This window comes from Paraburkholderia sp. SSBN10T, from assembly GCF_056619545.1.
Genome location: NZ_JBWQQI010000010.1, coordinates 138,330 through 163,427, shown reverse-complemented (window position 1 = coordinate 163,427; position 25,098 = coordinate 138,330). Strand labels below are relative to the sequence as shown.

Genomic DNA, 25,098 nt, shown 5'->3' with positions numbered 1-25,098 from the left:
AGCGCGTTTTGTCAGCTTGGGCGCCGGAGCAAACCCGGCAAGCCGCTTGATGGATTCGACGTGACAGCCTGAGTGAGAACCGGCTTTGCACCACCGGAACTGGAGCCTCGCTCGACGCCTGATCCAGCGTCTCTCTCAGCCCCCGATCACCGCACTAAGCGCCGTTCAGCGCTTCAAGTCGCTGTCACGTCTGCGAGCTTTACCGCTTTGGCCGCCACCGACGACGCCGTCGCCACATTGCGCAAGTCAGCAAGGAAAGTATCGCGCCACACCGAGAGGTTGTTCTCGCGCAGCGGCGCCATCATGTCCGCGTGCCGCGCCTGGCGTTCCGCGAGCGGCATCGAAAGCGCACGCTCGAGCGCCTCGGCCATCTGCGACAGATCGAACGGATTCACCACCAGGGCGCCCGGCAACTGCTCGGCCGCGCCGGCAAACTGCGACAGCACCAGCACGCCCGGATCGGCCGGGTCCTGCGATGCAACGTACTCCTTCGCAACGAGGTTCATGCCGTCGCGCAGCGGCGTCACGTAACCCACCTGCGATTGACGGAACAGCGCCATCAGCAGATTACGCTCGTACTTGCGGTTCAGGTACTGGATCGGCGTCCAGTCGAGCTGCGCAAAGCGGCCGTTGATGCGCCCGGCTTCGCCCTCGAGCGTCTGACGAATGCGCTGGTACGTCTGCACGTCGGAGCGCGTCGGCGGTGCGATCTGCACCAGCGAGACGCGGCCGTGCCAACCTGGCGCATTGAGCAGCAAACGCTCGAACGCCTGGAAGCGCTCGACCAGTCCCTTCGAATAATCGAGGCGGTCCACGCTCATGATCAGCTTGCGGCCCCGCATGCCGTCACGCAGGCTGCGCACCGGCTTGCGGTCGGTGAACTGCTCAGCGGCTCTCGCGATCGCTTCGGGATAGATCCCGATCGGATAGGCCGCGACTTTCAGGAAGCGGTTATAGGCATGCATCATGCCGTCTTCGCTCGACGTGCCGTGTTGCCCGCGCTCGATATAGTCGACAAACGACTGCCGGTCGGCTTCAGTCTGAAAGCCGACCACGTCGTAGCTGCACATGGCCTTCACGAGCTCTTCGTGCGGCGGCACGCTGCGCAGCACTTCCGGCACCGGAAACGGGATATGCAGGAAAAAGCCGATCGGATTCTTCACGCCGAGTTCACGCAGGCACTTGGCGAACGGCAGCAGGTGATAGTCGTGCACCCAGATGATGTCGTCGGGCTTGACCATCTCCTTCAATTGCTTCGCGAGCGTCTGGTTCACCCGCAGATATCCGGCGTACTCCTGACGATCGAAGCGCGACAGATCGTTGCGGTAGTGGAAAGTCGGCCATAGCGTCGCGTTCGAAAAGCCGCGGTAGTACTGGTCGTAGTCGCGCTTGGTCAGGCCCACCGTCGCGTAGGTCACGTTGCCCTGCTTTTCGATCAGCGGCTGCGCCGGCTCCGCCACCGTCTCGCCGCTCCAGCCGAACCATACGCCGCCGGTTTCCTTGAGGGCATCCAGTACGCCGATTGCAAGACCGCCTGCTGCGGGGCGGCCTTCCTGCGTCGGCGCGACACGATTCGATACCACGATCAATCTGCTCATTGGTGCTTCACCTCACTCAGTTGTTCGTGCCGTCCTGGTGTATGCAAGTCGCGTGCCGCATCTCAAATCTGGTGGAAGAAAAATGTATGCAAATGTGACAGACAGGTATAAACCTGCCGTTCGCAGGCATCGCAGAACAAGAATTTTCTGTTTCGTCCGGCGTCGGCGAAATCGCTCAGGCGTCCTGCTCAGAGCCGAGATCGCGCTGGTATTCGAGTCCTTCCTGGCGCACGCCGCCCTGGTTGTGCTCGCCGTCCGGCGGGGCGTCGGGGGCGACGCGGTTCTGCCCTGCCGGGTCCGGGCCGACGGGCGGGCCGCCCGATGGCGAGCCCCCCGCTCCGCTGCCGGGGCGCGAGTCGCGCTTCGAATGACGCGCGGAGCGCCGCAATGCCGGGTGTCTCATGATCGATGCCTCCTGGGGAAGCCAGCCGTCCTCGTTGGCGGTCTCAACATAGTCTAGGGCCCGCAGCGTCAATTTGCCGGTAAAAGCGTCACCGCCTTTGTAACAAGTACAGCGATGCCGCGTATCGGGCGGGCGGGAGTCGTCATGGCGGCGGCGCCGCTTCGTAGAGTCGTTTCTCAAGGAAGCGCCGGGCCGCCCCAAGTTTCCCGCCTCGGCGGGAAGGCCCCCGCCCCGAAGGAAGTCCCCTTGGGGGATTGGGGGATTGCATCCTCGGGGGCCTGGCGCGTAAGCGACAGGTCTGGGGGCGCTCAAAAGGTCATATGGCGAACCGCGCTACACGACGTGTGCGGCGCCTCACCGGGCTGCGCAGGCGGATCGCCGATCGGCGGCGCGCTGGGTTCGTCCGGTTCGCGGCTCGGATCCGGCACGGTCTCGGGTTCGCCGGGATTGGGCGGGTCGGTCGGCTCGGGGCGATGCGCCTCGAGCACGGGAGCGGGGGTATGTAGCGGCATAAACGTTCCTTTCATGCGTTCGTATGGATCGCAGCAAGGCCTGTGCCGTGGCGTACACACCCGGCAGCGCGTCAGACGTCGGCGCCGCCCAATGCCCGCGATTCGTCGGAAGCGTCGCCGTCCTCGCCACGGCTCGCATCGTTGCCGTACTCGACAAGGCGGTTGTACAGCGTCTTCAGACTGATGCCGAGGATTTCCGCCGCACGCGTTTTCACCCCGCCGCACTGCTCCAGCGTGGCGAGGATCAACTGGCGATCCGCTTCGGCAAGCGAGGTGCCGAACGGAATCGTGATCGCCGTACCCGCAGCCGGTTTGGACAGCGTGATCTGCAGCGGCACCGTCGCCGTGCTGTCCGAATCCGAGCCGGACATGATGTGCGCACGCTGCACATAGTTCTTCAGCTCGCGCACGTTGCCGGGCCACGGGTACGACAGCAGCATCTCCTTGACCGCAGCCGGGAAGTGCTTGCGCGTGCTGTGACGCTCGTTGAGTTCGTCGAGAAAGGCCTGCGCGAGCAATTCGACGTCCTTGCCGCGCTCGCGCAGCGGCGGCAGGCTGATCGGAAACACGTTCAGGCGGTGATACAGGTCGAGGCGCAGCTTGCCTTCGAGCACCGCCTGCTCCGGATCGCGATTGGTGGCCGCAATCAGGCGCACGTCGGTTTCGATTTCTCTCGTCGTGCCGACCCGCATGAACATGCCGGTTTCGAGCACGCGCAGCAGCTTGACCTGCAACTCGACCGGCATTTCGGTGATTTCGTCGAGGAACAGCGTGCCGCCGTTGGCCCGCTCGAAATAACCCTTGTGCTGCCGGTCCGCGCCCGTGAACGAGCCGCGTTCGTGGCCGAACATCTCCGACTCGATCAGGTTCGGCGAAATAGCGCCGCAGTTGACCGCGAGGAACGCGTGCTTGCGGCGCAGGCTCAACTGGTGCACGGTCTGCGCGGCCACTTCCTTGCCGGTGCCGGACTCGCCCACCAGCATCACCGAGGCGGCCGTCGGGGCAACCCGGCTGATCTGATCGTAGACCTCCTGCATGGCCGGCGAATTGCCGAGCATCAGGCCGAAGCGGCCCATGCGGCGCAGTTCGCCGCGCAACGTACCGATTTCGGCCTTGAGGTCGCCGGGGCGCGGCAGGCGCGACAAAATCGACTTCACGCGCTGCATGTTGATCGGCTTCACGAGGTAATCGGTCGCGCCCATTTTCAGCGCGTTCACGGCCGATTCCACCGTGGCGTGGCCGGTAATCACGATGACTTCGACGCCCGAGCGCGGATCGAGATCTTCGAACAGGTCGACGCCGCTGCCGTCCGGCAGCTTCAGATCGGTAAAGACGACGTCCGGCATCTGCCGGACCAACTGGATGCGCGCTTCGCGCAGATCGCCTGCAGAAGCGGTAGTAAGGCCATCTTCCGCGATGATGGCAGCAAGCGCCTCGCGGGTACCGGCGTCGTCATCGACAATCAATACGTGTGGCATCGTGTCTCGAAAGCGCGAAAGTTCTGGGTGGGGATGGCATGCGCGAAGGCATGGAGAAACCGCCGGGCGCTTGCGCGCCGCCACCGTTGCGCCGCGCAGATAGTGCAACGGTGTGAGGACACGCTGACTTTACGACCGCCCTCTATGCTTCAGCAAAATCCGGACTTGGCGCACGCACTTGGCACAAATCCGCAACAATTAACGTGTCCCACATGGCGAAACGCCCGTATTGTTGTGTGAATATTTATTATAAAACTTTATTAAGACAACCTGTAAGGTCCGTCTCCGCTAACTCCGCCCTTCGTATCCCCTTCGTACCGTTTAACGTTTCTGTCCCGCGCAGCGCTTCTCAGCCATGGGGGAAAGGCCACGCCTCGCCGCGGCCATTCGAGGCGCGCGCTCCATTTGCGGCGGTAGCGGACACTCCGCCGGACGGAACCACAGTTGCGCTCGGCGCCGCCTGGGGGGTCGCAACGACCGCCCCGCCCTCGCCTTCCCAGCGACTCAGTTCGCGATTCAAATTCGCTTGCGAGGCGCGATGCTTTTGCGCCCAGTTCCATGCCAGCAAACCGCCGACGGCGACAAGCGCGCCGAAAATGCCAATCTTGGGCCGTGCCATAAGTCGATCCTCCGTAACGTATCCCGCGAGCCGCCACCGGATAGCGCATAGGCGCGGCATTTCGCAAAAGTCCGGGTGTCGCAAACGGCATACCCGAGAAGAGCGCAGCGACACATGCTGTTTGGACAGCGCGGCTACGCAATCGTTAGCGCGGTATGTGGAGCTGCACGCGTGATCGAGATGCGGATTGCCGTGCCGCGTGACAGGTGCTTAAATCGATTTTTGTGAGATAGTGACCCATTGCATCGATGCGCGGGCCCACGCTCTTGGCGGGCCTGCGCGGCACTATCGAACACATTTGCACAGGACAACCTGGTTATGGCGTCGACCGATCTGGACTCGCCCGCGCTTGCTTCCGGCAACGCAGCGGCAGCGGGCAAGTCCCGCGTGACGGACGGCGTTGCGGGACTCAAGTCATACGGCCTGCTGTATGGCTCATCCCCCGTGATGCTTGATTTATACGATCAAATCGAACGGGTTGCGTCGACCGATGCGACCGCTCTCATCATCGGCGAATCCGGCACGGGCAAGGAGCTGATCGCCCGCACGATTCACGATCGGAGCGCGCGCAAGGAGGCGCCCTTTATCGCCGTCAACTGCGGCGCGATTCCCGACGAACTGATCGAAGCAGAACTGTTCGGCCACGAAAAAGGCAGCTTCACCGGCGCCGTGCAGGGGCGCATCGGCTACTTCGAGCACGCCAACGGCGGCACGCTGTTTCTCGACGAAATCACTGAAATGGCGCCGGTGCGCCAGGTCAAGCTGCTGCGCGCGCTGGAGACCGGCACGTTTTATCGGGTTGGCGGCAACGAACTGATCAGCGGCGACGTACGCGTGATTGCGGCCACCAACCGCGACCCGGCCGTCGCTGTGAAGGAAAACGGTCTGCGCGAAGACCTGATGTACCGGCTTGCGGTATTTCCGCTGCGTGCGCCGCCGCTGCGCGAGCGCGACGGCGATCGCGAACTGCTTGCGCAGCATTTCCTCGCTGCGTTGAACGCGCAGGAAAACACCAGCAAGAGCTTCAGCAAACGATCCATCGAGACGCTGCGCACGTGGTCGTGGCCCGGCAATGTGCGCGAGCTGAAAAACGCCATCTACCGGGCTTTCATTCTCGCCGAAAAGACCGTCGAGCTGCCGCATCCGCATCTCGCCTCGCGCGTGAAGAAGGCCGTCACCCAAGGCGATGCGATGAGCGTCTGGATCGGCACGCCGCTTGCCGATGCGCAGAAGCAGATCATCCTCGGCACGCTCAAGTACTGCGGCGGCGACAAGCGGCGCGCGGCCAAAGCGCTCGGTGTGAGCCTGAAGACGCTCTACAACCGGCTCAGCACCTACGGCACCGACGATGCGGCGGAGGAAAGCGAGCCCTGACACCCGCCGGGCATAGCGAGCCAAGCCAGAAAAGGCCGAGGGTCGCATCATCTTTTGCAATTGCTTGCATTTTCCCTATCCCAATTGCAAAACGCATCCTGCAGAATGTTGCGGCGCCGCGCGCGGCGCGTCATCAGCCCGGTGCGCCGCAACCACTCGGCGCGCACGGCAGAGGCAGGAGCACGGACAGGGAAATGCAAAAATCAAACCGTAGTGCACGCTGGGCTGAGCGGGCCCCGCGTGCGGGCGTCGCGGCGCTGGTTGCGCCATTCGTCGCTGTGGCCGTTCTGGCCACAACCAGCTTGAGCGGCTGCAGCTCGATTTACTCCGAAAGCGCCACCGCCGGCGCCGGTATCGCGGGCGCCGCGATCGCCGCCAAGGTCACCCGCAACGCCGCCGTCGCAACCGGCATCGGCCTCGGCGCCGTCGCCGCCGCGCAGGCCGGCGTGCAGTACTCACAACGCATAGTCCACCGCGACACCCAGGACGGTATCGCCAAGGTGGCCGGGCCGCTCGACGTCGGCGCGGTCGCGCCGTGGAGCGTCACCCACAGCGTGCCGATCGAAGACGACGAGCACGGCCGGGTTACGGTGAGCCGCACCATCAGCGCAGGCGCGCTCGACTGCAAGGAGATCGTCTTCTCGGTAGATGCGGACGCGACCAAGGACAAGCCGGCCAGCAGCGCGTTCTATGTCGCCTCCATCTGCCGCGACGGCACGGCGTGGAAATGGGCGTCCGCCGAACCCGCCACCGAACGCTGGGGCGCGCTGCAATGACGCCGCGCCTGACACCCGCTTCCCCTTCGAGCCTGCGCCTCGTGCTGGCCGGCGCGCTGTGCGTCGGCGCCAGCCTGCTGACGAGCGGCTGCTCGTCGGTCGGCGCGGCGAGCGGCGCCGCGGCCGGGGTCGCCTCGGGCCTCGTGACCGCCAATCCGGCGGTCGGCATCGGCGTCGGCATTGCGGTGCAATCGGCCACCGACGAGGCCGTGAAACGCTACATGCGCAGCATGCACAGCGACCAGCAGAACGAGATCGCGGCGCTTGCCGGCAGCATGCCGGTAGGCGCGTCCAAGCCATGGAGCGTCAAGCACACCATGCCGATCGAGAACGGCCACGGCGAAGTGCGGGTGACGCGTGCGTTCACATCGGCGCTCGCCATCTGCAAGGACTTTGTGTTCTCGGTTGCGGACAGCGACAAGCCGGACGCGCACGCAGACTGGTACACCGCCAGCGCCTGCCTGCAGGACAAAGGCTGGAAGTGGGCGTCGGCCGAACCGGCCGTCGAACGCTGGGGCAACCTGCAATAAAACAGAAGGGGCGGCAGGTTTGACCTTGCCGCCCCTTCTTCAACCGCTAACCGTGACGCTCAGGACTCGACGTCCTCGAGGCTGAAAATTTCCGTCTGGTCGTTGTACGAGAAGATCTCGCCGTAGCGGCCCCAGTTGATCACGGCGTCGAGCGTCTCTTCCGCGGCGCTGTCCGACAAGAAGTCTTCCAGTTCCTGTTCGAAACGCACGCGCGGCGCGCGATGTCCCGGGCGCTCGTTGAGCACCTTCTTGACCCGCGCGGCGAGCGGCACGTGACGCAGCAGATGCTCGGCGAACATCATCTTGCGTTCCTGCGTGCCGAACTCGGCAAACACGCGCGCCGGCGGCGTCAGGAAAATGTCGCCTTCACGCACGTCGGCAAAGCCCAGATGCTGCAGCACTTCGGCCACCGGGAACAGATCGTCCACCTCGAGATGCAGCGAGCGGGCGATTTCCGGCATGTCGGCACGGCCGTGATACGGCGCCGCGGCCAGCATCTCGATCAGACCGGCCATCAGGTTGGTCGACACATGCGGCAGCCAGCTACCCAGCTCGAGGCCCTTCTTCGCCGCCTCGTCGGTCTGACGCGCCGTCATCTTCGCGTAGATATCGTCCACCAGGCGGCGGAACTCCGGGTCCAGCCGGTTGCGCGGATGTTTGAACGGCACCTTGATCTCGGCGAGCACGCGGCCCGGGTTCGACGACAGCACCAGGATCCGGTCGCACATGAACACCGCTTCCTCGATGTTGTGCGTGACGATCAGCACCGACTTGATCGGCATGCGGCCCTGGGTCCACAGATCGAGCAGGTCGGTACGCAGCGTTTCGGCGGTCAGCACATCGAGCGCGGAGAACGGTTCGTCCATCAGGAGCAGCGTTGGGTCGACCACCAGTGCACGGGCAAAGCCCACGCGCTGGCGCATGCCGCCCGAGAGCTCGCGCGGATAGGCGTTTTCGAAGCCGTCCAGGCCGATCAGGTCGATCGCGGCCAGCGCGCGTTCGCGGCGCTCGCGCGCGCCCACGCCCTGAGCTTCGAGACCGGCTTCCACGTTCTGCAGCACGGTCAGCCACGGGAACAGCGCGAAGGTCTGGAACACCATCGCCACACCTTTGGCCGGACCGTCGAGCGGCTTGCCGAGGTACGAGACCTGGCCGTCGGTGGGTTTGATCAGCCCGGCGATGATCCGCAACAAGGTCGACTTGCCCGAGCCCGAGCGGCCCAGCATCCCGACAATCTCCCCTTCGCGCAGCGACAGGTTCACACCGTCGAGCACCAGCAGCTCGCCCTGCGTCTTGTTGAAGCCTCGGGACACTTCCTTGACGGCCAGAATTTCGTCACCCAGACGCGGGGGGGCAGGCGGTGTCTGAACCGGCGCGGCGGTTACGGCAGCTTTAGGATTTTGCATCGCGGTTTGCCTTTAAATTCCTGTCAATCGAGCCGAAGCTTGGATTCGGCGTAGGCGTACATCGGACGCCACAGCAGGCGGTTGAACATAGTCACAAACAGGGACATCACGGCAATGCCGAGAATGATCTTCGGGAAGTCGCCCGCGGCGGTAGTCTGCGCGATATACGCACCCAGCCCGTGAGCCTGGACCTTGGTATCGCCCCACTGCACGAACTCGGCCACGATGCTCGCATTCCACGCGCCGCCCGAGGCGGTAATCGCGCCCGTCACGTAATACGGGAAAATGCCCGGCAGCATCGCCTTGCGCCACCACTGCCAGCCGCGGATGCCGAAGTTGGTGGCCGCTTCCTTATAGTCATTCGGGTAAGAACTGGCGCCCGCAATAACATTGAACAGGATATACCACTGGGTGCCGAGCACGATCAGCGGCGACAGCCAGATATCCGGGTTCAGATGGAAGCGCACGATGACGATCACGAACACCGGGAACAGCAGGTTGGCCGGGAACGCGGCGAGGAACTGCGCGAGCGGCTGGATCTTCTCGGCGAGCGCCGGGCGCAGTCCGATCAGCACGCCGAGCGGCACCCAGATCACTGAGGCGATGATGATCAGCAGAAGCACGCGCACCAAGGTAATCAGGCCGAGTACGAACACGTGGCCGACTTCGTCGAGCGTCACGCCGGTGCGCACATAGGTCACCACGCGATAGACGACATACAGCGTAAGGAGAATCACGAGGATACCCCAGACGATGTCGCCCACACGCGACGATTTCTGACGCTGCGGCATCGCAAAGCCGATGCGGGCGAACGACGGCAAGCGCATCGGCACCCGCGCGGCGTGCGCGAAGATCCAGCCGATCGGCACCAGCAGGCGGTGAATCAGGCGGGTGCGGCGCACCAGGTCGAGCAGCCACGACTCCGGCGCATCGCCCGAACTGGTGTTCTCCATGCGGAACTTGTCGGCCCACGCCACCAGCGGACGGAACAGAAACTGGTCATAGGCCAGGATCACGACCGTCATCGTCAGGATCACCCAGCCCACCGCGTGCATATTCTTGTCCGAGATCGCCTGGGCCAGATACGCGCCGATGCCCGGCAGCGTGATCGTGTTGTTGCCCACCGTGATCGCCTCCGAGGCCACCACGAAGAACCAGCCGCCCGACATCGACATCATCATGTTCCAGATCAGGCCCGGCATCGAGAACGGCACTTCGAGCTTCCAGAAGCGCTGCCAGCCGGTCAGGTGGAAACCGCGCGAGACTTCGTCCAGGTCGCGCGGCACCGTGCGCAGCGACTGGTAGAAGCTGAACGTCATGTTCCACGCCTGGCTGGTGAAGATCGCGAAGATCGCCGCCAGCTCCGCGCCCAGCACCCGGCCCGGAAACAGCGCAAGGAAGAATGTGACCGTAAACGAAATGTAGCCGAGCACCGGCACCGACTGCAGGATGTCGAGAATCGGCACCAGCACGAGGCCCGCGCGGCGGCTCTTGGCGGCGAGCGTACCGTAGATCAGCGTGAACGCCAGCGACGCCACCATCGCCGCGAGCATGCGCAGCGTGGTGCGCAGCGCGTACTCAGGCAGGCTCGACGGGTCGAGCGAGATCACCTGGGTCTTCAGCGTCGACAGCGGCGCGAGCGTCTGGTGAAAGCCGATCGCCGTGAACGCGAGCGCGCAGATGATCAGCGGGAAGGCAACGAAGTCCCAGCCGTTCGGCAGCAACCGCCAGGCGGAAGCATTGGCGGTGCGTTTCAGATCGAAACTGAAGTCCATCAGGCACTCTTCCTGGTTGCAGGCGCTACGTTAAGACAGGCCGCCTCGAGCGGCGCCGGAGATACAGGACTCATCCCGCCTGCCCGTTGCAAGGCAAGCTCGGCGCACAGGCCGGCAGATCGGTCCGGAAAGCGGAAATCAGATATGGCAACAAGCATAGGCGCGTTGGTCGTGAGCGTCGGGGAGAGATTGAAGCGGTGACAACCGGGCCCCGGGCGAACCGCCCCGGACCAGCGGCACCGCTCCGGCCACCTTGTCATGGCGGACGCCGTCATGGGCGGTTGGCCAGCTTTCCTTGTTTTTGACGGCACGACACTACTACAACCTGTGTTTCAGGCACAACCTTTCGGACCAAATCAGTCGGATACGGGCTGGAAAACCCGCAATCCCATTCAGAAAGCCCCCCCAGTAGCCGTTAATTACCTGGTGGTACGCCAGCATTCCTCAATAACGGATGGCGCTGCGCCACCTGGCGGTTAAAATCGAGACAAGGCGGCCGGCTGCGGCCGGCCGGGTATGAGCGGGCTGGATCCAGCCCGTCTGCCAACGCCGTAGATGACTCGCCCCTCCAGGTAACGACCCAGCGCCGGCGCGCTGCAACGATTGACCCAGTTGCATATAAAAGTCAGACGGATCCGAGAGTCGATGAACAGGAAATCCTTGCGCCAGGCCTTCGGACCGCTCAGCTTAGTGCTGGTCGTGCTCCTGTGCTGGCTCGCGTCCGGCATCATTGCGGACCGGATGGTTCAGCAAGAGCTCGATGCCGCGCTGCGCACGCAGCGGCAAATGTCCGTCTCGATCGTCGACAATATGGCGGAGGTGATCGCCAGCGACCTCTCCATGGCTCGCGCCATTCCCGCCACGATGGCGGAAATGGACGTCGTCGAGCACGCCCTCGCCCAATCGCAAAACTATGCGGCGAACGGCGCCATGCCGCTGCCCATGCTGCGCGCGATCTTGCTCCAGGCACCGCAACTGGCCGCCGTCAGCGGCTTCCTGCATGACGCCCAAGGCTTCTCCGGACTCGACTCGATCTGGCTCGTCAACGCCAACGGCCTGTGCGTTGCGTCCAGCAACACGCAGTCGCGCAATTTCGTCGGCGTCGACATGCGCGCGCGCAACTATTTGTCCAACGCCCTGCTGGGCGCCTTCGGCGAGGCCTACGGCGTAGGCCGGGCCAGCGGCGAACCGGGCATCTTCATTGCCGCGCCGGTCTACGACGACGGTGTGCTGGTCGGGGCGGTGATCGCCAAGGTCGGCATCGGACGCTTGCGCCACTGGGTCGCCCACGCGGGCACCTTCGTCGCCGACGAGAACGGCGTCATCATCATGGCGCACAACAGCGCGCTCGAAGGACACGCGCTCGCCAACGGGCACGTCCGGCAGATGAGCGCCGATGAACGCAAGAACACCTACCGCCGGCTCGATTTTCCGAACGTGCAGATCGAAGCGGACATGCAGCGGGTGCGCGAGAAAGCGCCGTGGGTGCCTGCCGAGATCGCCGCGCAACTGTTCGGCGTGGCAGACAAGCCCGAACCGGTTCTCTACGAATCGCGCAGCGGCCTCAACTCGGGGCTGTCCGCGCATCTGGTGGATCCGCTCGCCGCCTGGCCGGAGCTGCTGCGCAACCATAAGCGCGACCGTCTGCTGGTGTTTCTGACGCTTGCCGGCACCGCGGCGCTCGCGTGGGTAATCACCGTCTCCTATGTGCGCGAACGGCGTCATCATCGCGCCACCCGCGACCTTGCCGAGCAGTTGCAGTCGGCCAATACGCTGCTGTCCGCCGAGGCGCGTCACGATTCGCTGACGGGTGCGTTGTCGCGCCGCTACTTCCTTGACCTGCTGCGCCACGAGATCGAACATGCCCACGCGAGCAGCGAGCCGCTCTGCATGGCGATTGCCGACCTTGACCATTTCAAGCAGATCAACGACTGCTTCGGCCATGCCGCCGGCGACCGCGCGCTCGAACATTTTGTCGATACCTGCCGGACCGAACTGCGCAGTAGCGACGCGATCGGCAGGCTGGGCGGCGAGGAGTTCGGCATCCTGTTGCCGGCCACCTCACTCGAGACGGGACGCGACGTGGTGGAACGGCTGCGCACCCGGCTCAAGGCCAGGCCGTCGACCAAGCTGCCCGCGTCGGCCAGCCTGAGCGTATCGATCGGGATCACCGAACTCTCGGCACAGGACCTGCCCGAGCGGATCATGAGCCGGGCCGACCTCGCGCTGTACGTCGCCAAGTCGGGCGGGCGCGACCGCACCGAGGCGCTGCCGCCGGACGACACCGCGCCGCCGGCACGCACCGCCGCGACGACCTGGTAGGGACGTGGTGAAGACGCGCCTACTGCCGCGCAGCCAAGCAGGTATCATCAACCTTCATACGAAGCTTGTCGCCACTGCTCTATCGGGAGATTTGCATGAAGGGAAATCTGGTCATCGTTTGCCGCGATCAGGATGCTGACGCGTTCGACCATCTGCTTGCCGAATACGGCGCCTTTCAGACGCGCTTATCGTCGACGGCGTGGTATCTGAAGCTGGAAGTGGCGCCGGAGCTGATTCAGGAAGAGATCCTCGCGCGCCTGGGGAAGTACACGACGCACTATATTTTCGAGGCCGAAACCGTGACCTGGAACACGGTGGATAGCGAAGCGGCCAGTGCCTTGAATACGTTGTTCGCGGAGTAAGACGCAATCGGCGCGGTGCCTTAAGGGTGTCATCGGGCGTTGTTGAGCGTCGCCGGGCGGCGGCGTCACGGTGCCGCCTGCCAGGCAACGCCCTCGCTTTAGCCACCAGGCTCTTGATTACCAGGCGCTTTCCGAGATGGAGGTCATCCGCGGCACGGCCTCGAAAGGGAACGTCATCAGCACCCGCAGACCGCGCCCGCCGTGATTGCCGATTTCCCACTCGCCACCGGCGCGCCTCACCAGCCGTTCGACAATCGCCAGTCCCAGGCCGCTATGGCCGTTGCCGCCGCGCGCCGGGTCGAGCCGCACGAACGGCCGGCTCGCATTGATCAGATCCTGGGCTGCAATGCCGCCACCGTTGTCCTGCACGGACAGCGTGTAACCCGCCGACGTGCGCGCCGTCGACACGACGATCGGCGGAGCGCCGTAGGCGTGTGCGTTATCGAGCAGGTTCGAGAGAATCCTGTCGAGCGTGGCGGCCGGCAGCAGGAAACCCTGCCCTGCCTTCAGGTCGGTCAGCACGTTCGACGAGTCGGCCGCGACGGCCCGGTAGCTGCGCACCACGCGCTCGCATTGGGCGTCTACTTCGACCGGTTCGCTGCGGTCGGCGCCGTCATGCGCGAACACCAGAAACTGTTCGACTATATGCGTCATCGAGTCCACGTCGCGCACCACGCCGTCGCGCACCTTGGCCTCGTCCATCATCTCCGCGCGCAGCCGCAACCGCGCAAGCGGCGTCTTCAGGTCGTGCGCGACACCCGCGAGCATCACCGCGCGATCGTTCTCCGTGCGCGCCACTTCCTGGACCATCTGGTTGAAGCCATGGGTCAACTGGCGTAATTCGCGCGGCCCGCGCTCGGGCACCGGCGGCACCGGCAAGCCACGGCCGAAGCGCGCCACCGCGCCGGCCAGCGAGCGCAACGGCTGCTGCAATTGCCAGGCGGCAAAGAGCGCCGCCATCACCGCAAACGTGAAGATGATGGTGAGCCACAACACCATCCGGTCGACCGAACGCGGCGGCCGCAGCGGCTGCACCGGCACGACGATCCAGTTGCTGTCGGTCGGCTGGCGCACCCACAACATCGGCGGCTTGCCCGGTTCACCGCCGCGCACCTGAGTGCCTGGCGGCATGCGGTCGCGCACGTCGTCGAGGAAGCGGTTCATTGGCGTATTCGTGTCGGCCCGTTCCAGCGGCACGTCTTTCGAAGCCGGATCGACCAGACGCACGCGCGACGGCAAGGGCTGGTCCGGCGTATGAGCAACGTGCTGACGCACCGCGTCGACGAGGAAGGTGGCCTCTTCTACGGCATAGCGGCTCTGGGACTGGCTGCGTTCGAGGCGAAACAGCGCATAGCCCGCGAAATGCGACAGCATCAGGACCCCGACGACCAGCAACGCCAGTCGTCCGAACAGCGAATCAATGGGCCGGCGCATGCTGTTCGCCATCCGGCACGAACACGTAGCCGCGACCACGCACAGTCTGAATGAAGCGCGGAGTGGACGGATCGGTTTCGAGGATACGGCGCAGACGCCACACTTGCACGTCGATACCGCGGTCGGTGCCGTCGTATTCCGGGCCGTGCAGCAGTTCGAGCAGGCGCTCGCGCGTCAGCGTACGCATGGGGTGATTGACAAAGATCTTCAGTAGCGCGAACTCGCTGCCCGACAAGGTCAGCGGTTTGTCTTCCAGATTCAGCGTGCGCGACTGGAAATCCAGCGTGAAGCGGCCGAACGTGAACGGTTCGCGCTGCTCCGGCGCGGCCGCCGACGGCAGCGTGCGGCGGCGGCGCAGCACCGCCTGCACGCGCGCCAGCAGTTCGCGCGGATTGAACGGCTTGCCGAGGTAGTCGTCCGCACCCAGTTCGAGACCGACGATGCGGTCCACGTCGTCGGCACGCGCCGTCAGCATGATGACGGGGATGTCGTCGCCCGCCGCACGCAGTTTGCGCAGCGCCGTCAGGCCGTCTACGCCCGGCATCATCAGGTCGAGCACGATCAGATCCGGGCGCTCGCGCTCGAGCCGCCGCTCGAGCGAGCCGGCGTCGTGCAGCACCGAAACCTCGATGCCCTGACGGGCCAGATAGTCGCGCAGCAGATCGCGGAGTTCGACGTCGTCGTCGACGACAAGTATTTGAGTAGCCATGGGATGAAGTTTAACGCGCAGCAGATGGGGTTTCCGGGCCGGCCACCCCGTAAAGGGTTACCGGGTGTTACGACGAAAGGCGCGCGTAATGTCGCGTAATAGCGGCAGGCGCTCAGGTAACACAGCGCCGCTCGCGGGTCGTTACGCTGTGTCTTACCGAATGCATCCCGTCCTGTGTTGCCGTGTTTGCATCGTCGGCTATTCCATTACAAGGAGCCAATCATGTCCACAAAAATGTCACGCTTCGTCGCCGTCGCCGCTGCATCGCTCGCAATCGGCCTGGGTGCAGCCTACGCCGCTCAACCCGATGGTCCCGGCGGCTGGCACCACGACCACTTCAAGGAAGAAATGGCCAAGCTGCACGGCCAACTGAACCTGAGCCCGGACCAGGAAAAGCAATGGCAGGCCGCACTCGACACGATGAAGCAGAATCGTGAAGCCATGCGCGCCGCCCACGAGCAGATGCACAACCAGATGAAGGCGATGCAGCAGCAGCCGATCCTCGATCTGAACGCCCTGCACGACATGCATCAGAAGGCGGAAGACCAGAACCACCAACTGCGCGAGCAGACCGCGACGGCCTGGCTCAACTTCTACAACGGCCTGAACGACAAGCAGAAGACCATCGTCAGCACCGCCCTCAAGCAGCATTGGGCGAAGATGGAAGCGCGCCATGAGAAGATGCGCCAGCACTGGGAACATGGCAAGGGCGAGGCATCGGCCCCGGCGGCAAACCAGTAAGCGGCAGCGCTTCGTGAATGCCCGGCGGACGCCGCCGGGCAGGTATGCACCGGGCGCAAACACAAACGCCACGCAATGTGTTTGCGTGGCGTTTTTCGTTTCTGCGCGTTTTTGCGTTGCCGCGCATTTTGCGCCGCCGGAGCAACGGCCTGGCGGCGGGCCCTGCCCGCTACGGCGCATAGCCGTGCCCTACGCGGCTAAACCAATCAGCCGTTCAATGCGCCAAGATCAAACAGCAGCACCTCGGCGTCGCGCCCCTTCTCCAGCGTCACGGCGGCGGCATCGGCGATCATCGCGGCATCGCCCGCCTGCAGCGCTTCGCCGTTCACCGTCAGCGCACCGCGCGCCACGTGCACATAGGCGCTCCGCCCCGCCGCCAGCGGCAAGGCGGCCTGTTCCGCGCCGTCGAGCAGAGCGGCGTAGATCGACGCGTCCGCGTGAATCGTCACCGAACCGTCGCGCCCGTCCGGCGACGCGACGATGCGCAGACGGCCGCGCTTGTCGGCGTCGTCGAAGCGCTTTTCCTCGTAGCCGGGCGGATCGCCCGCGCGTTGCGGCAAGACCCAGATCTGCAGCAGATGCACCGGTTCGTCGGGCGACGCGTTGAACTCGCTGTGCATCACGCCCGTGCCGGCGCTCATGCGCTGCACGTCGCCGGGCCGGATGGTCGAGCCGTTGCCCATGCTGTCGCGGTGAGCGAGCGCCCCGTCCAGCACGTAGGTGACGATCTCCATATCGCGATGTCCATGCGTGCCGAAGCCCTGGCCGCCCGCGATGCGGTCTTCGTTGATCACGCGCAGCGGTCCGAAGTGGACGTGCTCCGGGTCGTAGTAATCGGCGAACGAGAAGCTGTGCCAAGAGTCGAGCCAGCCGTGGTTGGCATGGCCTCGTTCGGTGGAGCGGCGGATCTCGATCATAGGGTTCTTCCGGTCAATGCGTTGCGAAGCACAGAATGTATGGGCGCATGGCATCCGGCACAACCCGCACGGGCGCACCGGATCGTTCTACAAATGCAGGCAATCGCCGCGCACCTGGCCGCAAGACTCGCACGGCTCGCCCGTTCGGGTAAAATACCGCGCTTTTCGGACGGGCTCGGCCGTATGGGCCGCCCAAACGGATCCGGCACGAGAATTTTGACCGCCTAGAATAGCGACGGCCAGTATCCGCATGGGTCTGCCGCGCGACGGGCCGCCGCCCGATGGAGGGCCGTCCCACGGAAGGCCGCCCACTTCGTACGACAGTCGGAATCCAGACCTCACGCGGTGCAGACAAGCCGCGTCTTTTGCGGTGCGCATCTCACGCATCCTCAAGGACCTCATATGTTCCTTCAAGGCTACGGCCCGTTGCTTCTTAACGGCACCTGGCAGACCGTCAAACTGGCGGTGCTGTCGCTTGCATTCGCTTTCGTGCTGGGCCTGCTCGGCGCGGCGGCCAAACTGTCGAAGAACCGCGTCTCGTACGGTGTCGGCACGCTCTACACGACCCTCGTGCGCGGCGTGCCCGACCTCGTGCTGATGCTGCTGCTGTTCTATAGCCTGCAGATCTTTCTGAACAACCTGACCGACCTGCTCGGCTGGGATCAGATCGACATCGACCCGTTCGTGGCCGGCGTCGCCGTGCTCGGCTTCATCTACGGCGCGTACTTCACCGAGACCTTCCGTGGCGCCTTCCTCGCCGTGCCGCGCGGCCAGCTCGAGGCGGGTGCAGCCTACGGCATGACCGGCTGGCAAGTGTTTTCCCGCATCATGTTCCCGCAGATGATGCGCTTCGCGCTGCCGGGCATCGGCAATAACTGGCAGGTGATGGTGAAGGCCACCGCGCTGGTATCGATCATCGGCCTCGCCGACGTCGTGAAGGCCTCGCAGGACGCCGGCAAGGGCACGCTGCGGTTCTTCTTCTTCACCCTGCTTGCCGGGGCCATCTACCTCGTCATCACCACGGTTTCGAACTTCGTGCTGATGTACCTCGAAAAACGCTACTCGACCGGCGTACGAAAGGCGGACCTATGATCGAGATCATTCAGGAATACTGGCGCAACTACCTCTACAGCGACGGCTATCGCCTCACCGGCGTCGTGATCACGCTGTGGCTGCTGGTGGTCTCGATCGGCCTGGGCTTCTGCCTGTCGATCCCGCTGGCGGTCGCGCGGGTCTCGAAGAAGAAATGGCTCGCCGGCCTCGTCTGGCTGTATACGTATATCTTTCGCGGCACGCCGCTCTACGTGCAGTTGCTGCTCTGCTACACGGGCCTCTACAGCCTCGAAGTAATCCGCAATCACGAGCTGACCAATGCCTTCTTTCGCGACGGCATGCATTGCACGCTGCTCGCCTTCACGCTGAACACCTGTGCGTACACCACGGAGATCTTCGCCGGCGCCATCAAGGCCACGCCCTACGGCGAGATCGAAGCCGCGCGCGCCTATGGCATGTCGCCGTTCACGCTGTACCGCCGGGTCATCCTGCCGTCGGCACTGCGCCGTGCGCTGCCGTACTACAGCAACGAAGTGATCCTGATGCTGCACGCCACGACGGTCGCCTTCACCGCCACCGTGCCGGACATCCTCAAGATCGCCCGTGACGTGAACTCGGCGACCTATCAGTCGTTCAACGCATTTGGCCTCGCCGCCCTGCTCTACCTGGCGATATCTTTCACGCTCGTGTGGCTGTTCCGCCGCGCCGAGCGCCGCTGGCTCGCTTATTTGCGGCCGCAAGGCAAATAAGCCGTCAAGGATCTCCATTCATGAACACCAGGAAGCAAAAGCTCTTCGTCGACGAACTGCACAAACAATACGGCGACAACGAAGTTCTCAAGGGCGTCTCGCTGCGCGCGAACGCCGGCGACGTGATCAGCGTGATCGGCTCGTCCGGTTCGGGCAAGAGCACGATGCTGCGCTGCATTAACTTTCTCGAACAACCGAACTCCGGGCGCATCTTCGTCGACGGCGAAGAGGTGCGCACGCAGAAAAACAAGATCGGCGCGCTGAAGGTCTCCGATCCGAAGCAGTTGCAGCGCGTGCGCACCAAGCTGTCGATGGTGTTCCAGCACTTCAACCTGTGGGCGCACATGAACGTGCTCGAGAACATCATCGAGGCGCCCGTGCACGTGCTCGGCCTGCCGCGCCGCGAGGCGGAAGAGCGCGCCCGCCAGTATCTGGAGAAGGTTGGCCTCGCGCCGCGGGTGGAAAAGCAGTATCCCTCGCACCTCTCGGGCGGCCAGCAGCAGCGCGTGGCGATTGCGCGGGCGCTGGCGATGCATCCCGACGTCATGCTGTTCGACGAGCCGACCTCCGCGCTCGACCCGGAACTGGTGGGCGAAGTGCTGAAAGTGATGCAGACGCTCGCCGAGGAAGGCCGCACGATGATCGTCGTCACCCACGAGATGGCGTTCGCCCGCAACGTGTCGAATCATGTGATGTTCCTGCACCAGGGTCGCGTCGAGGAAGAAGGCCATCCGGACGAAGTATTCAGGAACACGAAGAGCGAACGGCTCAAGCAATTCCTCTCCGGCAGCCTCAAATGACGTTTCGATAACGTTTAGGAGAACGGCTGTAGTTGATGTAATATTACAAGGCGCTTACAGAAAGCGCCTTTTCTATTTCCTCATCGCATTTGGCGGCGTCAAACGTCCCAAATATCGCGCCAACGTCCCGCTTTTTGCCCTACTCCCACTGTTTTGCAGCGTCAATAGTGGCAATCCTTAACGTTGTACCCGCCGATCCGTGATTCCCTTGTCATATAAGGGTTTCATGGTGTTTTTGGCTCCCCGCACCACAATGTTGAGCACATCACTATTGCAATTTGGAGACACCTGCGCGACCCAACACCAATTTCTTCTCCCAGCCCAGGCTATTTTTGATAAATTAGTAACCAAAGTACCAAAACAAAGTTGATTAAAAGTAGTTTCACTTCAAAACGCAGAGGAGATCCGGTCGACGAGGGATCGGCATGACGCAAAGATAGCCCCAGGCTGCGCCGTCATGACAACACACCCGATCGACCCCAACCGTCTCCCTGGTACGGATTTCTGTTCGGCGCCGCTGGCGTCCGGACACCATTCGCAGTACTGGGTTTTTCTTTTGACAGGGTATGGAGGAGAAGATGAAGAAAGCATTACTCGCCGCGGCGCTGATGTCGGCCGGTGTAGTTGCGCACGCACAAAGCAGCGTGACGCTGTACGGTCGTCTGGATGCGGGTATCGAATACATCAGCGGCCTTCCGAATGCCAATTACACGGGCTCCACCTCGCGCTTCCGCGTTGAGAGCGGCGACTGGGGCACGAGCCTGTGGGGTATGAAGGGCGTTGAAGACATCGGTGGCGGCAACAAGGTGCTGTTCCAGTTGGAAGGCTCGTTCAGCACGGTGAACGGCACGGGCCCGGGCAACGGCGGCCTCTTCAATCGCTGGGCGACGGTCGGTATGTCGAACGACCAGTTCGGTACTCTGCTCCTCGGTCGTGAACTGTTCATCGCGAACGGCGTGTGGGACTTCGACCCGTTCGGTCAGTCGAACTGGTCGTCGGCATCGCTGGTTCGTGGCCGCAACTGGCCGCAATCGAGCAACAACGTTTCGTACCAGTCGCCGAAGTTCTACGGCTTTGACGTCTACGGCCAGTACGCCCTGTCGAATGCAACGAACTGGAACGGCAACGGCACGACGGCACAGGGTCGTGAAGACGGTCTGCAGTTGACCTACACGAACTCGCTGTTCCAGGTGCGTGGCCTGTACGACGAAATCCGCAACCCGACCACGGGTAGCCTCGGCGACGTCGCTTCGGGTAGCCCGAACGGTCCGTTCAGCTACGGCCGCGAGTACTTCGCCGGTGTCAACGTGTTCCTCGGCCAGTTCAAGATTCAGGCTGTGTACCAGGGCGCGCGTACTTCGGGTGAGCGCAACGTGCCTATCGGCACGCCGACCACGACCGACCAGGAATGGGGTGGCGTGACGTGGCAGGCAACGCCGGCCGCAGCGCTGATCGCAGCCGTGTATCACGTCAACGCGAACAACGGTGCAGGCAACGCCAACATCTACACGATCGGCGGTTCGTACAACCTGTCCAAGCGTACGTTGCTCGACATCCAGATCGCTACCGTGCGTAACAGCAAGACGGCTAACTTCGGTCTCGATGCCAACGCGGCAGGCAATGGCGGCAACAGCGGTTCGGGCAGCTCGGTTACGTACAACGAGAACCCGATTGCTGGCCACAGCCAGACCGGCGTTTATGCAGGTATCCAACACTCGTTCTAAGCGAACGGTGTAGGCAAGAGAACTCAAGAATCATTTTCACGCTGCTGCGAGAGGCGCGTATCGGTGCGATGTCCGCAAGGGTATCGCACCGTTTTTTATTGGCGGAAGCGGATCTGCGTCCGCCGTACGCTTCAGTCCTGAGACATGGCATCGGCATGCTGCCACGCCGGTGCCGCGCTGCGAATTGCCGCGAGGCGTGCCGGGCCGCCCCGGCGGCTGTCCTGCCTCAAACCGCTGCTTCGTTTTCCTCGCCGGTGCGAATGCGGATGACCCGCTCGACGTCCGCCACGAAGATCTTGCCGTCGCCGATCTTGCCGGTGCGCGCCGCGCCGATGATCGCATCGATCACCTGGTCGCACTGATCGTTCGCCACCACCACTTCGATCTTCACTTTCGGCAGGAAGTCGACCACGTATTCGGCGCCACGATACAGCTCCGTGTGCCCCTTCTGGCGCCCGAAGCCTTTGACTTCGGTAACTGTCAGGCCTGTCAGGCCGACCTCTGCCAGCGCTTCGCGGACTTCGTCGAGCTTGAACGGTTTAATGACTGCAGTGATGCGCTTCATGGCGGACCTCGTCTCGTGATCGGATAGTTCGGAAAAATCGAAAGGAAATAGATAGCTTCGATTCTACGCCGCGCCGGATGCCTTGCGGATAGTCCGGCGCGCGCCTGAACCGGACTGCGCTTATTACTGTGCCGCCGCCGGCATTCACTCGACCGGCTCGGTATAGCGCGACGTAATCGGATAACGCCAGTCGCGGCCAAAAGCGCGGTGCGTCACGCGAATGCCGATCGGCGCCTGGCGGCGCTTGTACTCGTTGATCTTGATGAGCCGCGTCACGCGCTTGACGTCGTCCACCGCGTAGCCTGCGGCGATGATTTCGGCGAGCGAGCGGTCCTCTTCCATGTACATGCGCATGATGGCGTCGAGCACGTCGTACGGCGGCAGGCTGTCCTGGTCGGTCTGGTTCTCGCGCAACTCGGCCGAAGGCGCGCGGGTCAGAATCCGCTCGGGGATGATGTCCTGCTTAGGGAACGTGGTGGCCGCGTTGCGGTAATGGCACAGACGGTAGACCAGCGTCTTGGCGATGTCCTTGATCACGGCGAAGCCGCCCGCCATGTCGCCATACAGCGTGCAATAGCCGACCGCCATCTCGCTCTTGTTGCCGGTGGTCAGCACGATCGAGCCGAACTTGTTGGACAGCGCCATCAGCAGCGTGCCGCGGATCCGCGCCTGGATGTTTTCTTCCGTGGCATCTTCCGCGCGGCCGGCGAATTCATCGGCGAGCGAGGCGCGGAACGCGTCGAACATCGGCGCAATCGCGATCTCGTCGTAGCGCACGCCGACCCGGCGCGCCATCTCGGCGGCGTCGGTCGTGGAGATATCCGCGGTGTAGCGTGACGGCATCATCACGGCGCGCACGCGCTCGGCGCCGAGCGCGTCGCAGGCCACCGCCAGCACCAGCGCCGAATCCACGCCGCCCGACAGGCCGATGAGCGCCCCCGGGAAACCGTTCTTGTTGATGTAATCGCGCACGCCCATGACCAGCGCCGCGTAGACCTGCGCCTCCAGTAGTTGCTCCGGCGCCACCGTGGTGGGCACAGGGCGCGCACCGTCGAATTCGACGATCGCATGCCCTTCCTCGAACTGCGCCATCTTCGCGACCAGTTCGCCGTGGCTGTCGAGCACGAATGAGCCGCCGTCGAACACCAGTTCGTCCTGCGCGCCGACCATGTTCACATAGACCATCGGCAGGCCGGTCTCGCGAATCCGCGCCCGCAGGATGTCGACCCGCACCGCTTCCTTGTTCAGATGATAGGGCGAGCCGTTCGGAATCAGCAGCACCTGGGCGCCGGCCGCCTTGGCCTGCTGGGCCGCCGGCGCGTGCCAGACGTCTTCGCAGATCACCACGCCGTACTTCACCCCCTCGAGCTCGAAGACGAACGGTTTCGGGTCCGAGGCGAAGTAGCGCTTCTCGTCGAACACCTCGCTGTTGGGCAGATCCTGCTTCAGATAATTGCCCACCACTTTGCCGTCGACGATCAGGGAAGCGGCGTTGAAGGTGTCGACTGGCGACACGCCGCGCTCGATTGGCGCGTTTGCTTTACCATGGCCGTGCGCGGCGTCGCGGTGCGGATGACCGACCACCACGTGCAGACCGGTAAACGGCTTCAGTTGTTCGGCGAGGTCGGCGAGCGCAGCGGCGCTGGCGGCATAGAAGGCCGGGCGCAGCAGCAGGTCTTCGGGCGGATAGCCGGAGAGCGCGAGTTCCGGCGCGACGAGCAGCTTCGCACCATCGTTGTGCGCAGCGCGCGCCGCGGCGACGATCTTCGCGACGTTGCCGGCGAAGTCGCCGACAGTGACATTCAGTTGAGCAAGAGCGATTCGGGTCTTCATGGCAGGATCGGGGGCAAGCTGCGCGGCTTGCCGGTTATGCCGGCCAGGTGGCACGACCTGGCCGGCCAATCCAGGCAAAGTCGCAGCCACGCGTACCAACACGGACAAACGAACGATGCCCCGCTAGACGCGGAGCACCGCTCAGATCAGGAACAGTCAAACAGATTGAACCAGCAACGCTTTGATTATCGCACGGGCATTCTGGCCTCGCCCTTCGAGGTGGACGCCGCCGAGTGGAACGCCCTGCTCGCCCAGCAGGCCCAACCCACGCCGTTTCTACGGCATGAGTTCCTGAGCGCGCTGCATGCGAGCCAATCCGCGGTGGCCGATACCGGCTGGGCGCCGCAGTTCGTCACGCTGACCGACCCGCGCACGGGACGGCTCGCGGCCGCCGCGCCCGTGTATCTGAAGGGGCACTCGTACGGCGAGTACGTGTTCGACTGGGCATGGGCCGACGCCTACAAGCGCAACGGCCTCGCCTATTATCCGAAGCTGCTGTGCGCCGTGCCGTTCACGCCGGTGCAGGGCAACCGGCTGCTGGCTTCCGACCCGCATGCGCTGCGCCATCTGGCGGCCACGCTGATGGCGTTTGCGGAACAGGCGGACGTGTCGTCGCTGCACGTGCTGTTTCCGACTGCCGACGAGGCCGAGGCGCTCACCGAAATCGGCATGATGCAGCGCGAAGGGGTGCAGTTTCACTGGCTCAACGACGGCTATCGCGACTTCGACGACTTCCTCTCGACGCTCGAGCAGAAGAAACGCAAGAACATCCGTGCCGAGCGCCGCAAGGTGCGTGAAGCGGGCGTGACGATGCGCCGTGTGCGTGGCGAAGACGTGAGCGATGCCGAGTGGCGCTTCTTCGCCAAGTGCTACAGGCAGACCTACCGCGAGCACTTTTCGAGTCCGTATCTGAATCTCGAGTTTTTCCGCACCCTTGGCGCGACGATGCCGGAGAACCTGCTGCTCGTGATCGCGGAATACGACGGCAAGCCGATTGCGAGTTCTCTGGTGGTGTATCAGCGCGACGAAAAGACGGGCGGCACGCTATATGGCCGCTATTGGGGCGCGCTCGAACATGTGCCGTGCCTGCACTTCGAGACCGCTTACTATCAGCCGCTCGAATTCTGCATCGAAGAGAAGCTCGCGGTATTCGAGGGCGGCGCGCAAGGCGAACACAAGATGGCACGCGGCTTCCTGCCCACCGTCACGCGCTCGACCCACTGGCTTGCCCACCCGGCATTCTCGGATGCGGTGGCGCGCTTTCTCGACAGCGAGACGAACAGCATTCACGCGTATGTCGACGAGTTGCGCGACCATAATCCGTTCAGGAGCTGAACGGCATGGCTCGAAGGGGTTGGGGGAAGCGGCAACCCGCCATCCCCTTCGCCGCAACGCCGTAACCACGACGAACGCTTTCT

Annotated in this window: 23 protein-coding genes; 11 read left to right on the top strand and 12 right to left on the bottom strand. The window is 63.8% G+C overall.

The window, feature by feature from the left end; translation table 11 throughout:
• Positions 1–173: 173 nt before the first annotated feature.
• The 5 genes from otsA to AC1ECK_RS17590 form a co-directional block, all read right to left on the bottom strand.
• Positions 174–1,598: an alpha,alpha-trehalose-phosphate synthase (UDP-forming) gene (gene otsA / locus AC1ECK_RS17610; protein ID WP_480321241.1), complete on the bottom strand. Its 1,425-nt coding sequence runs from the start codon at positions 1,596–1,598 to the stop codon at positions 174–176.
• A gap of 175 nt (positions 1,599–1,773) precedes the next feature.
• Positions 1,774–2,001, bottom strand: a complete 228-nt coding sequence (locus AC1ECK_RS17605; protein ID WP_480321240.1) for a hypothetical protein — start codon at positions 1,999–2,001, stop codon at positions 1,774–1,776.
• A gap of 308 nt (positions 2,002–2,309) precedes the next feature.
• The gene (locus AC1ECK_RS17600) at positions 2,310–2,513 is read right to left on the bottom strand and encodes a hypothetical protein (RefSeq protein WP_480321239.1); all 204 of its coding nucleotides are present in this window, start codon (positions 2,511–2,513) and stop codon (positions 2,310–2,312) included.
• Between the two features lie 71 nt (positions 2,514–2,584).
• On the bottom strand, positions 2,585–3,991 hold the full coding sequence (locus tag AC1ECK_RS17595) for a sigma-54-dependent transcriptional regulator (RefSeq protein WP_480321238.1): 1,407 nt from the start codon (positions 3,989–3,991) through the stop codon (positions 2,585–2,587).
• 349 nt (positions 3,992–4,340) lie between these two features.
• Positions 4,341–4,610: a hypothetical protein gene (locus tag AC1ECK_RS17590; RefSeq protein WP_480321237.1), complete on the bottom strand. Its 270-nt coding sequence runs from the start codon at positions 4,608–4,610 to the stop codon at positions 4,341–4,343.
• A gap of 318 nt (positions 4,611–4,928) precedes the next feature.
• On the opposite strand from AC1ECK_RS17590, the gene AC1ECK_RS17585 reads away from it, so the two are divergent.
• From AC1ECK_RS17585 to AC1ECK_RS17575, 3 genes are all read left to right on the top strand, one after another.
• Positions 4,929–5,984, top strand: a complete 1,056-nt coding sequence (locus AC1ECK_RS17585) for a sigma-54 interaction domain-containing protein (protein ID WP_480321236.1) — start codon at positions 4,929–4,931, stop codon at positions 5,982–5,984.
• Between the two features lie 194 nt (positions 5,985–6,178).
• Complete coding sequence (locus AC1ECK_RS17580; RefSeq protein ID WP_480321235.1) at positions 6,179–6,760, top strand: hypothetical protein; 582 nt, start codon at positions 6,179–6,181, stop codon at positions 6,758–6,760.
• Positions 6,757–7,290 (top strand): hypothetical protein, encoded by a 534-nt coding sequence (locus AC1ECK_RS17575; RefSeq protein ID WP_480321234.1) that lies wholly within the window; start codon positions 6,757–6,759, stop codon positions 7,288–7,290. The genes AC1ECK_RS17580 and AC1ECK_RS17575 overlap by 4 nt, the downstream gene beginning before the upstream one ends.
• A 59-nt stretch (positions 7,291–7,349) precedes the next feature.
• Here AC1ECK_RS17575 and AC1ECK_RS17570 read toward each other — a convergent pair whose 3' ends face one another.
• The gene (locus AC1ECK_RS17570) at positions 7,350–8,696 is read right to left on the bottom strand and encodes an ABC transporter ATP-binding protein (RefSeq protein ID WP_480321233.1); all 1,347 of its coding nucleotides are present in this window, start codon (positions 8,694–8,696) and stop codon (positions 7,350–7,352) included.
• 23 nt (positions 8,697–8,719) lie between these two features.
• Positions 8,720–10,471, bottom strand: a complete 1,752-nt coding sequence (locus AC1ECK_RS17565; RefSeq protein WP_480321232.1) for an ABC transporter permease — start codon at positions 10,469–10,471, stop codon at positions 8,720–8,722.
• Positions 10,472–11,116: 645 nt separating this feature from the next.
• On the opposite strand from AC1ECK_RS17565, the gene AC1ECK_RS17560 reads away from it, so the two are divergent.
• Both AC1ECK_RS17560 and AC1ECK_RS17555 read left to right on the top strand, forming a co-directional pair.
• The gene (locus AC1ECK_RS17560) at positions 11,117–12,793 is read left to right on the top strand and encodes a sensor domain-containing diguanylate cyclase (protein WP_480321231.1); all 1,677 of its coding nucleotides are present in this window, start codon (positions 11,117–11,119) and stop codon (positions 12,791–12,793) included.
• Between the two features lie 95 nt (positions 12,794–12,888).
• Positions 12,889–13,155, top strand: coding sequence for a double-stranded DNA-specific endonuclease (locus AC1ECK_RS17555; RefSeq protein ID WP_480321230.1), 267 nt, complete (start codon positions 12,889–12,891; stop codon positions 13,153–13,155).
• Between the two features lie 117 nt (positions 13,156–13,272).
• Here the strand turns inward: AC1ECK_RS17555 and AC1ECK_RS17550 are convergent, their stop codons facing one another.
• Together AC1ECK_RS17550 and AC1ECK_RS17545 are read right to left on the bottom strand one after the other, a co-directional pair.
• Positions 13,273–14,589, bottom strand: coding sequence for an ATP-binding protein (locus AC1ECK_RS17550; protein ID WP_480321229.1), 1,317 nt, complete (start codon positions 14,587–14,589; stop codon positions 13,273–13,275).
• A complete protein-coding gene (locus tag AC1ECK_RS17545) occupies positions 14,573–15,298 on the bottom strand; it encodes a response regulator (RefSeq protein WP_090686826.1) in 726 nt (241 codons plus the stop codon). Before AC1ECK_RS17545 ends, AC1ECK_RS17550 begins: the two co-directional genes overlap by 17 nt.
• A 222-nt stretch (positions 15,299–15,520) precedes the next feature.
• On the opposite strand from AC1ECK_RS17545, the gene AC1ECK_RS17540 reads away from it, so the two are divergent.
• Positions 15,521–16,039: a Spy/CpxP family protein refolding chaperone gene (locus tag AC1ECK_RS17540; protein WP_480321228.1), complete on the top strand. Its 519-nt coding sequence runs from the start codon at positions 15,521–15,523 to the stop codon at positions 16,037–16,039.
• Between the two features lie 206 nt (positions 16,040–16,245).
• Here AC1ECK_RS17540 and AC1ECK_RS17535 read toward each other — a convergent pair whose 3' ends face one another.
• Positions 16,246–16,956 (bottom strand): pirin family protein, encoded by a 711-nt coding sequence (locus AC1ECK_RS17535; protein WP_480321227.1) that lies wholly within the window; start codon positions 16,954–16,956, stop codon positions 16,246–16,248.
• Positions 16,957–17,358: 402 nt separating this feature from the next.
• Here AC1ECK_RS17535 and AC1ECK_RS17530 point away from each other — a divergent pair, with 402 nt between their 5' ends.
• The 4 genes from AC1ECK_RS17530 (at position 17,359) to AC1ECK_RS17515 (ending at position 21,282) form a co-directional block, all read left to right on the top strand.
• A complete protein-coding gene (locus AC1ECK_RS17530; RefSeq protein WP_480321226.1) occupies positions 17,359–18,048 on the top strand; it encodes an ABC transporter permease in 690 nt (229 codons plus the stop codon).
• Complete coding sequence (locus AC1ECK_RS17525; RefSeq protein WP_480321225.1) at positions 18,045–18,758, top strand: ABC transporter permease; 714 nt, start codon at positions 18,045–18,047, stop codon at positions 18,756–18,758. The genes AC1ECK_RS17530 and AC1ECK_RS17525 overlap by 4 nt, the downstream gene beginning before the upstream one ends.
• A gap of 20 nt (positions 18,759–18,778) precedes the next feature.
• Entirely contained in the window at positions 18,779–19,558 is a 780-nt protein-coding gene (locus AC1ECK_RS17520) for an ABC transporter ATP-binding protein (protein WP_480321224.1), read from the top strand.
• A gap of 578 nt (positions 19,559–20,136) precedes the next feature.
• A complete protein-coding gene (locus tag AC1ECK_RS17515; protein ID WP_480321223.1) occupies positions 20,137–21,282 on the top strand; it encodes a porin in 1,146 nt (381 codons plus the stop codon).
• Between the two features lie 226 nt (positions 21,283–21,508).
• Here AC1ECK_RS17515 and glnK read toward each other — a convergent pair whose 3' ends face one another.
• Positions 21,509–21,847: a P-II family nitrogen regulator gene (glnK, locus tag AC1ECK_RS17510; protein WP_007587958.1), complete on the bottom strand. Its 339-nt coding sequence runs from the start codon at positions 21,845–21,847 to the stop codon at positions 21,509–21,511.
• A 144-nt stretch (positions 21,848–21,991) separates the two neighbouring features.
• A complete protein-coding gene (locus tag AC1ECK_RS17505) occupies positions 21,992–23,680 on the bottom strand; it encodes an NAD+ synthase (protein ID WP_480321222.1) in 1,689 nt (562 codons plus the stop codon).
• A 165-nt stretch (positions 23,681–23,845) separates the two neighbouring features.
• Here AC1ECK_RS17505 and AC1ECK_RS17500 point away from each other — a divergent pair, with 165 nt between their 5' ends.
• On the top strand, positions 23,846–25,015 hold the full coding sequence (locus tag AC1ECK_RS17500; RefSeq protein WP_480321221.1) for a GNAT family N-acetyltransferase: 1,170 nt from the start codon (positions 23,846–23,848) through the stop codon (positions 25,013–25,015).
• Positions 25,016–25,098 lie beyond the last annotated feature (83 nt).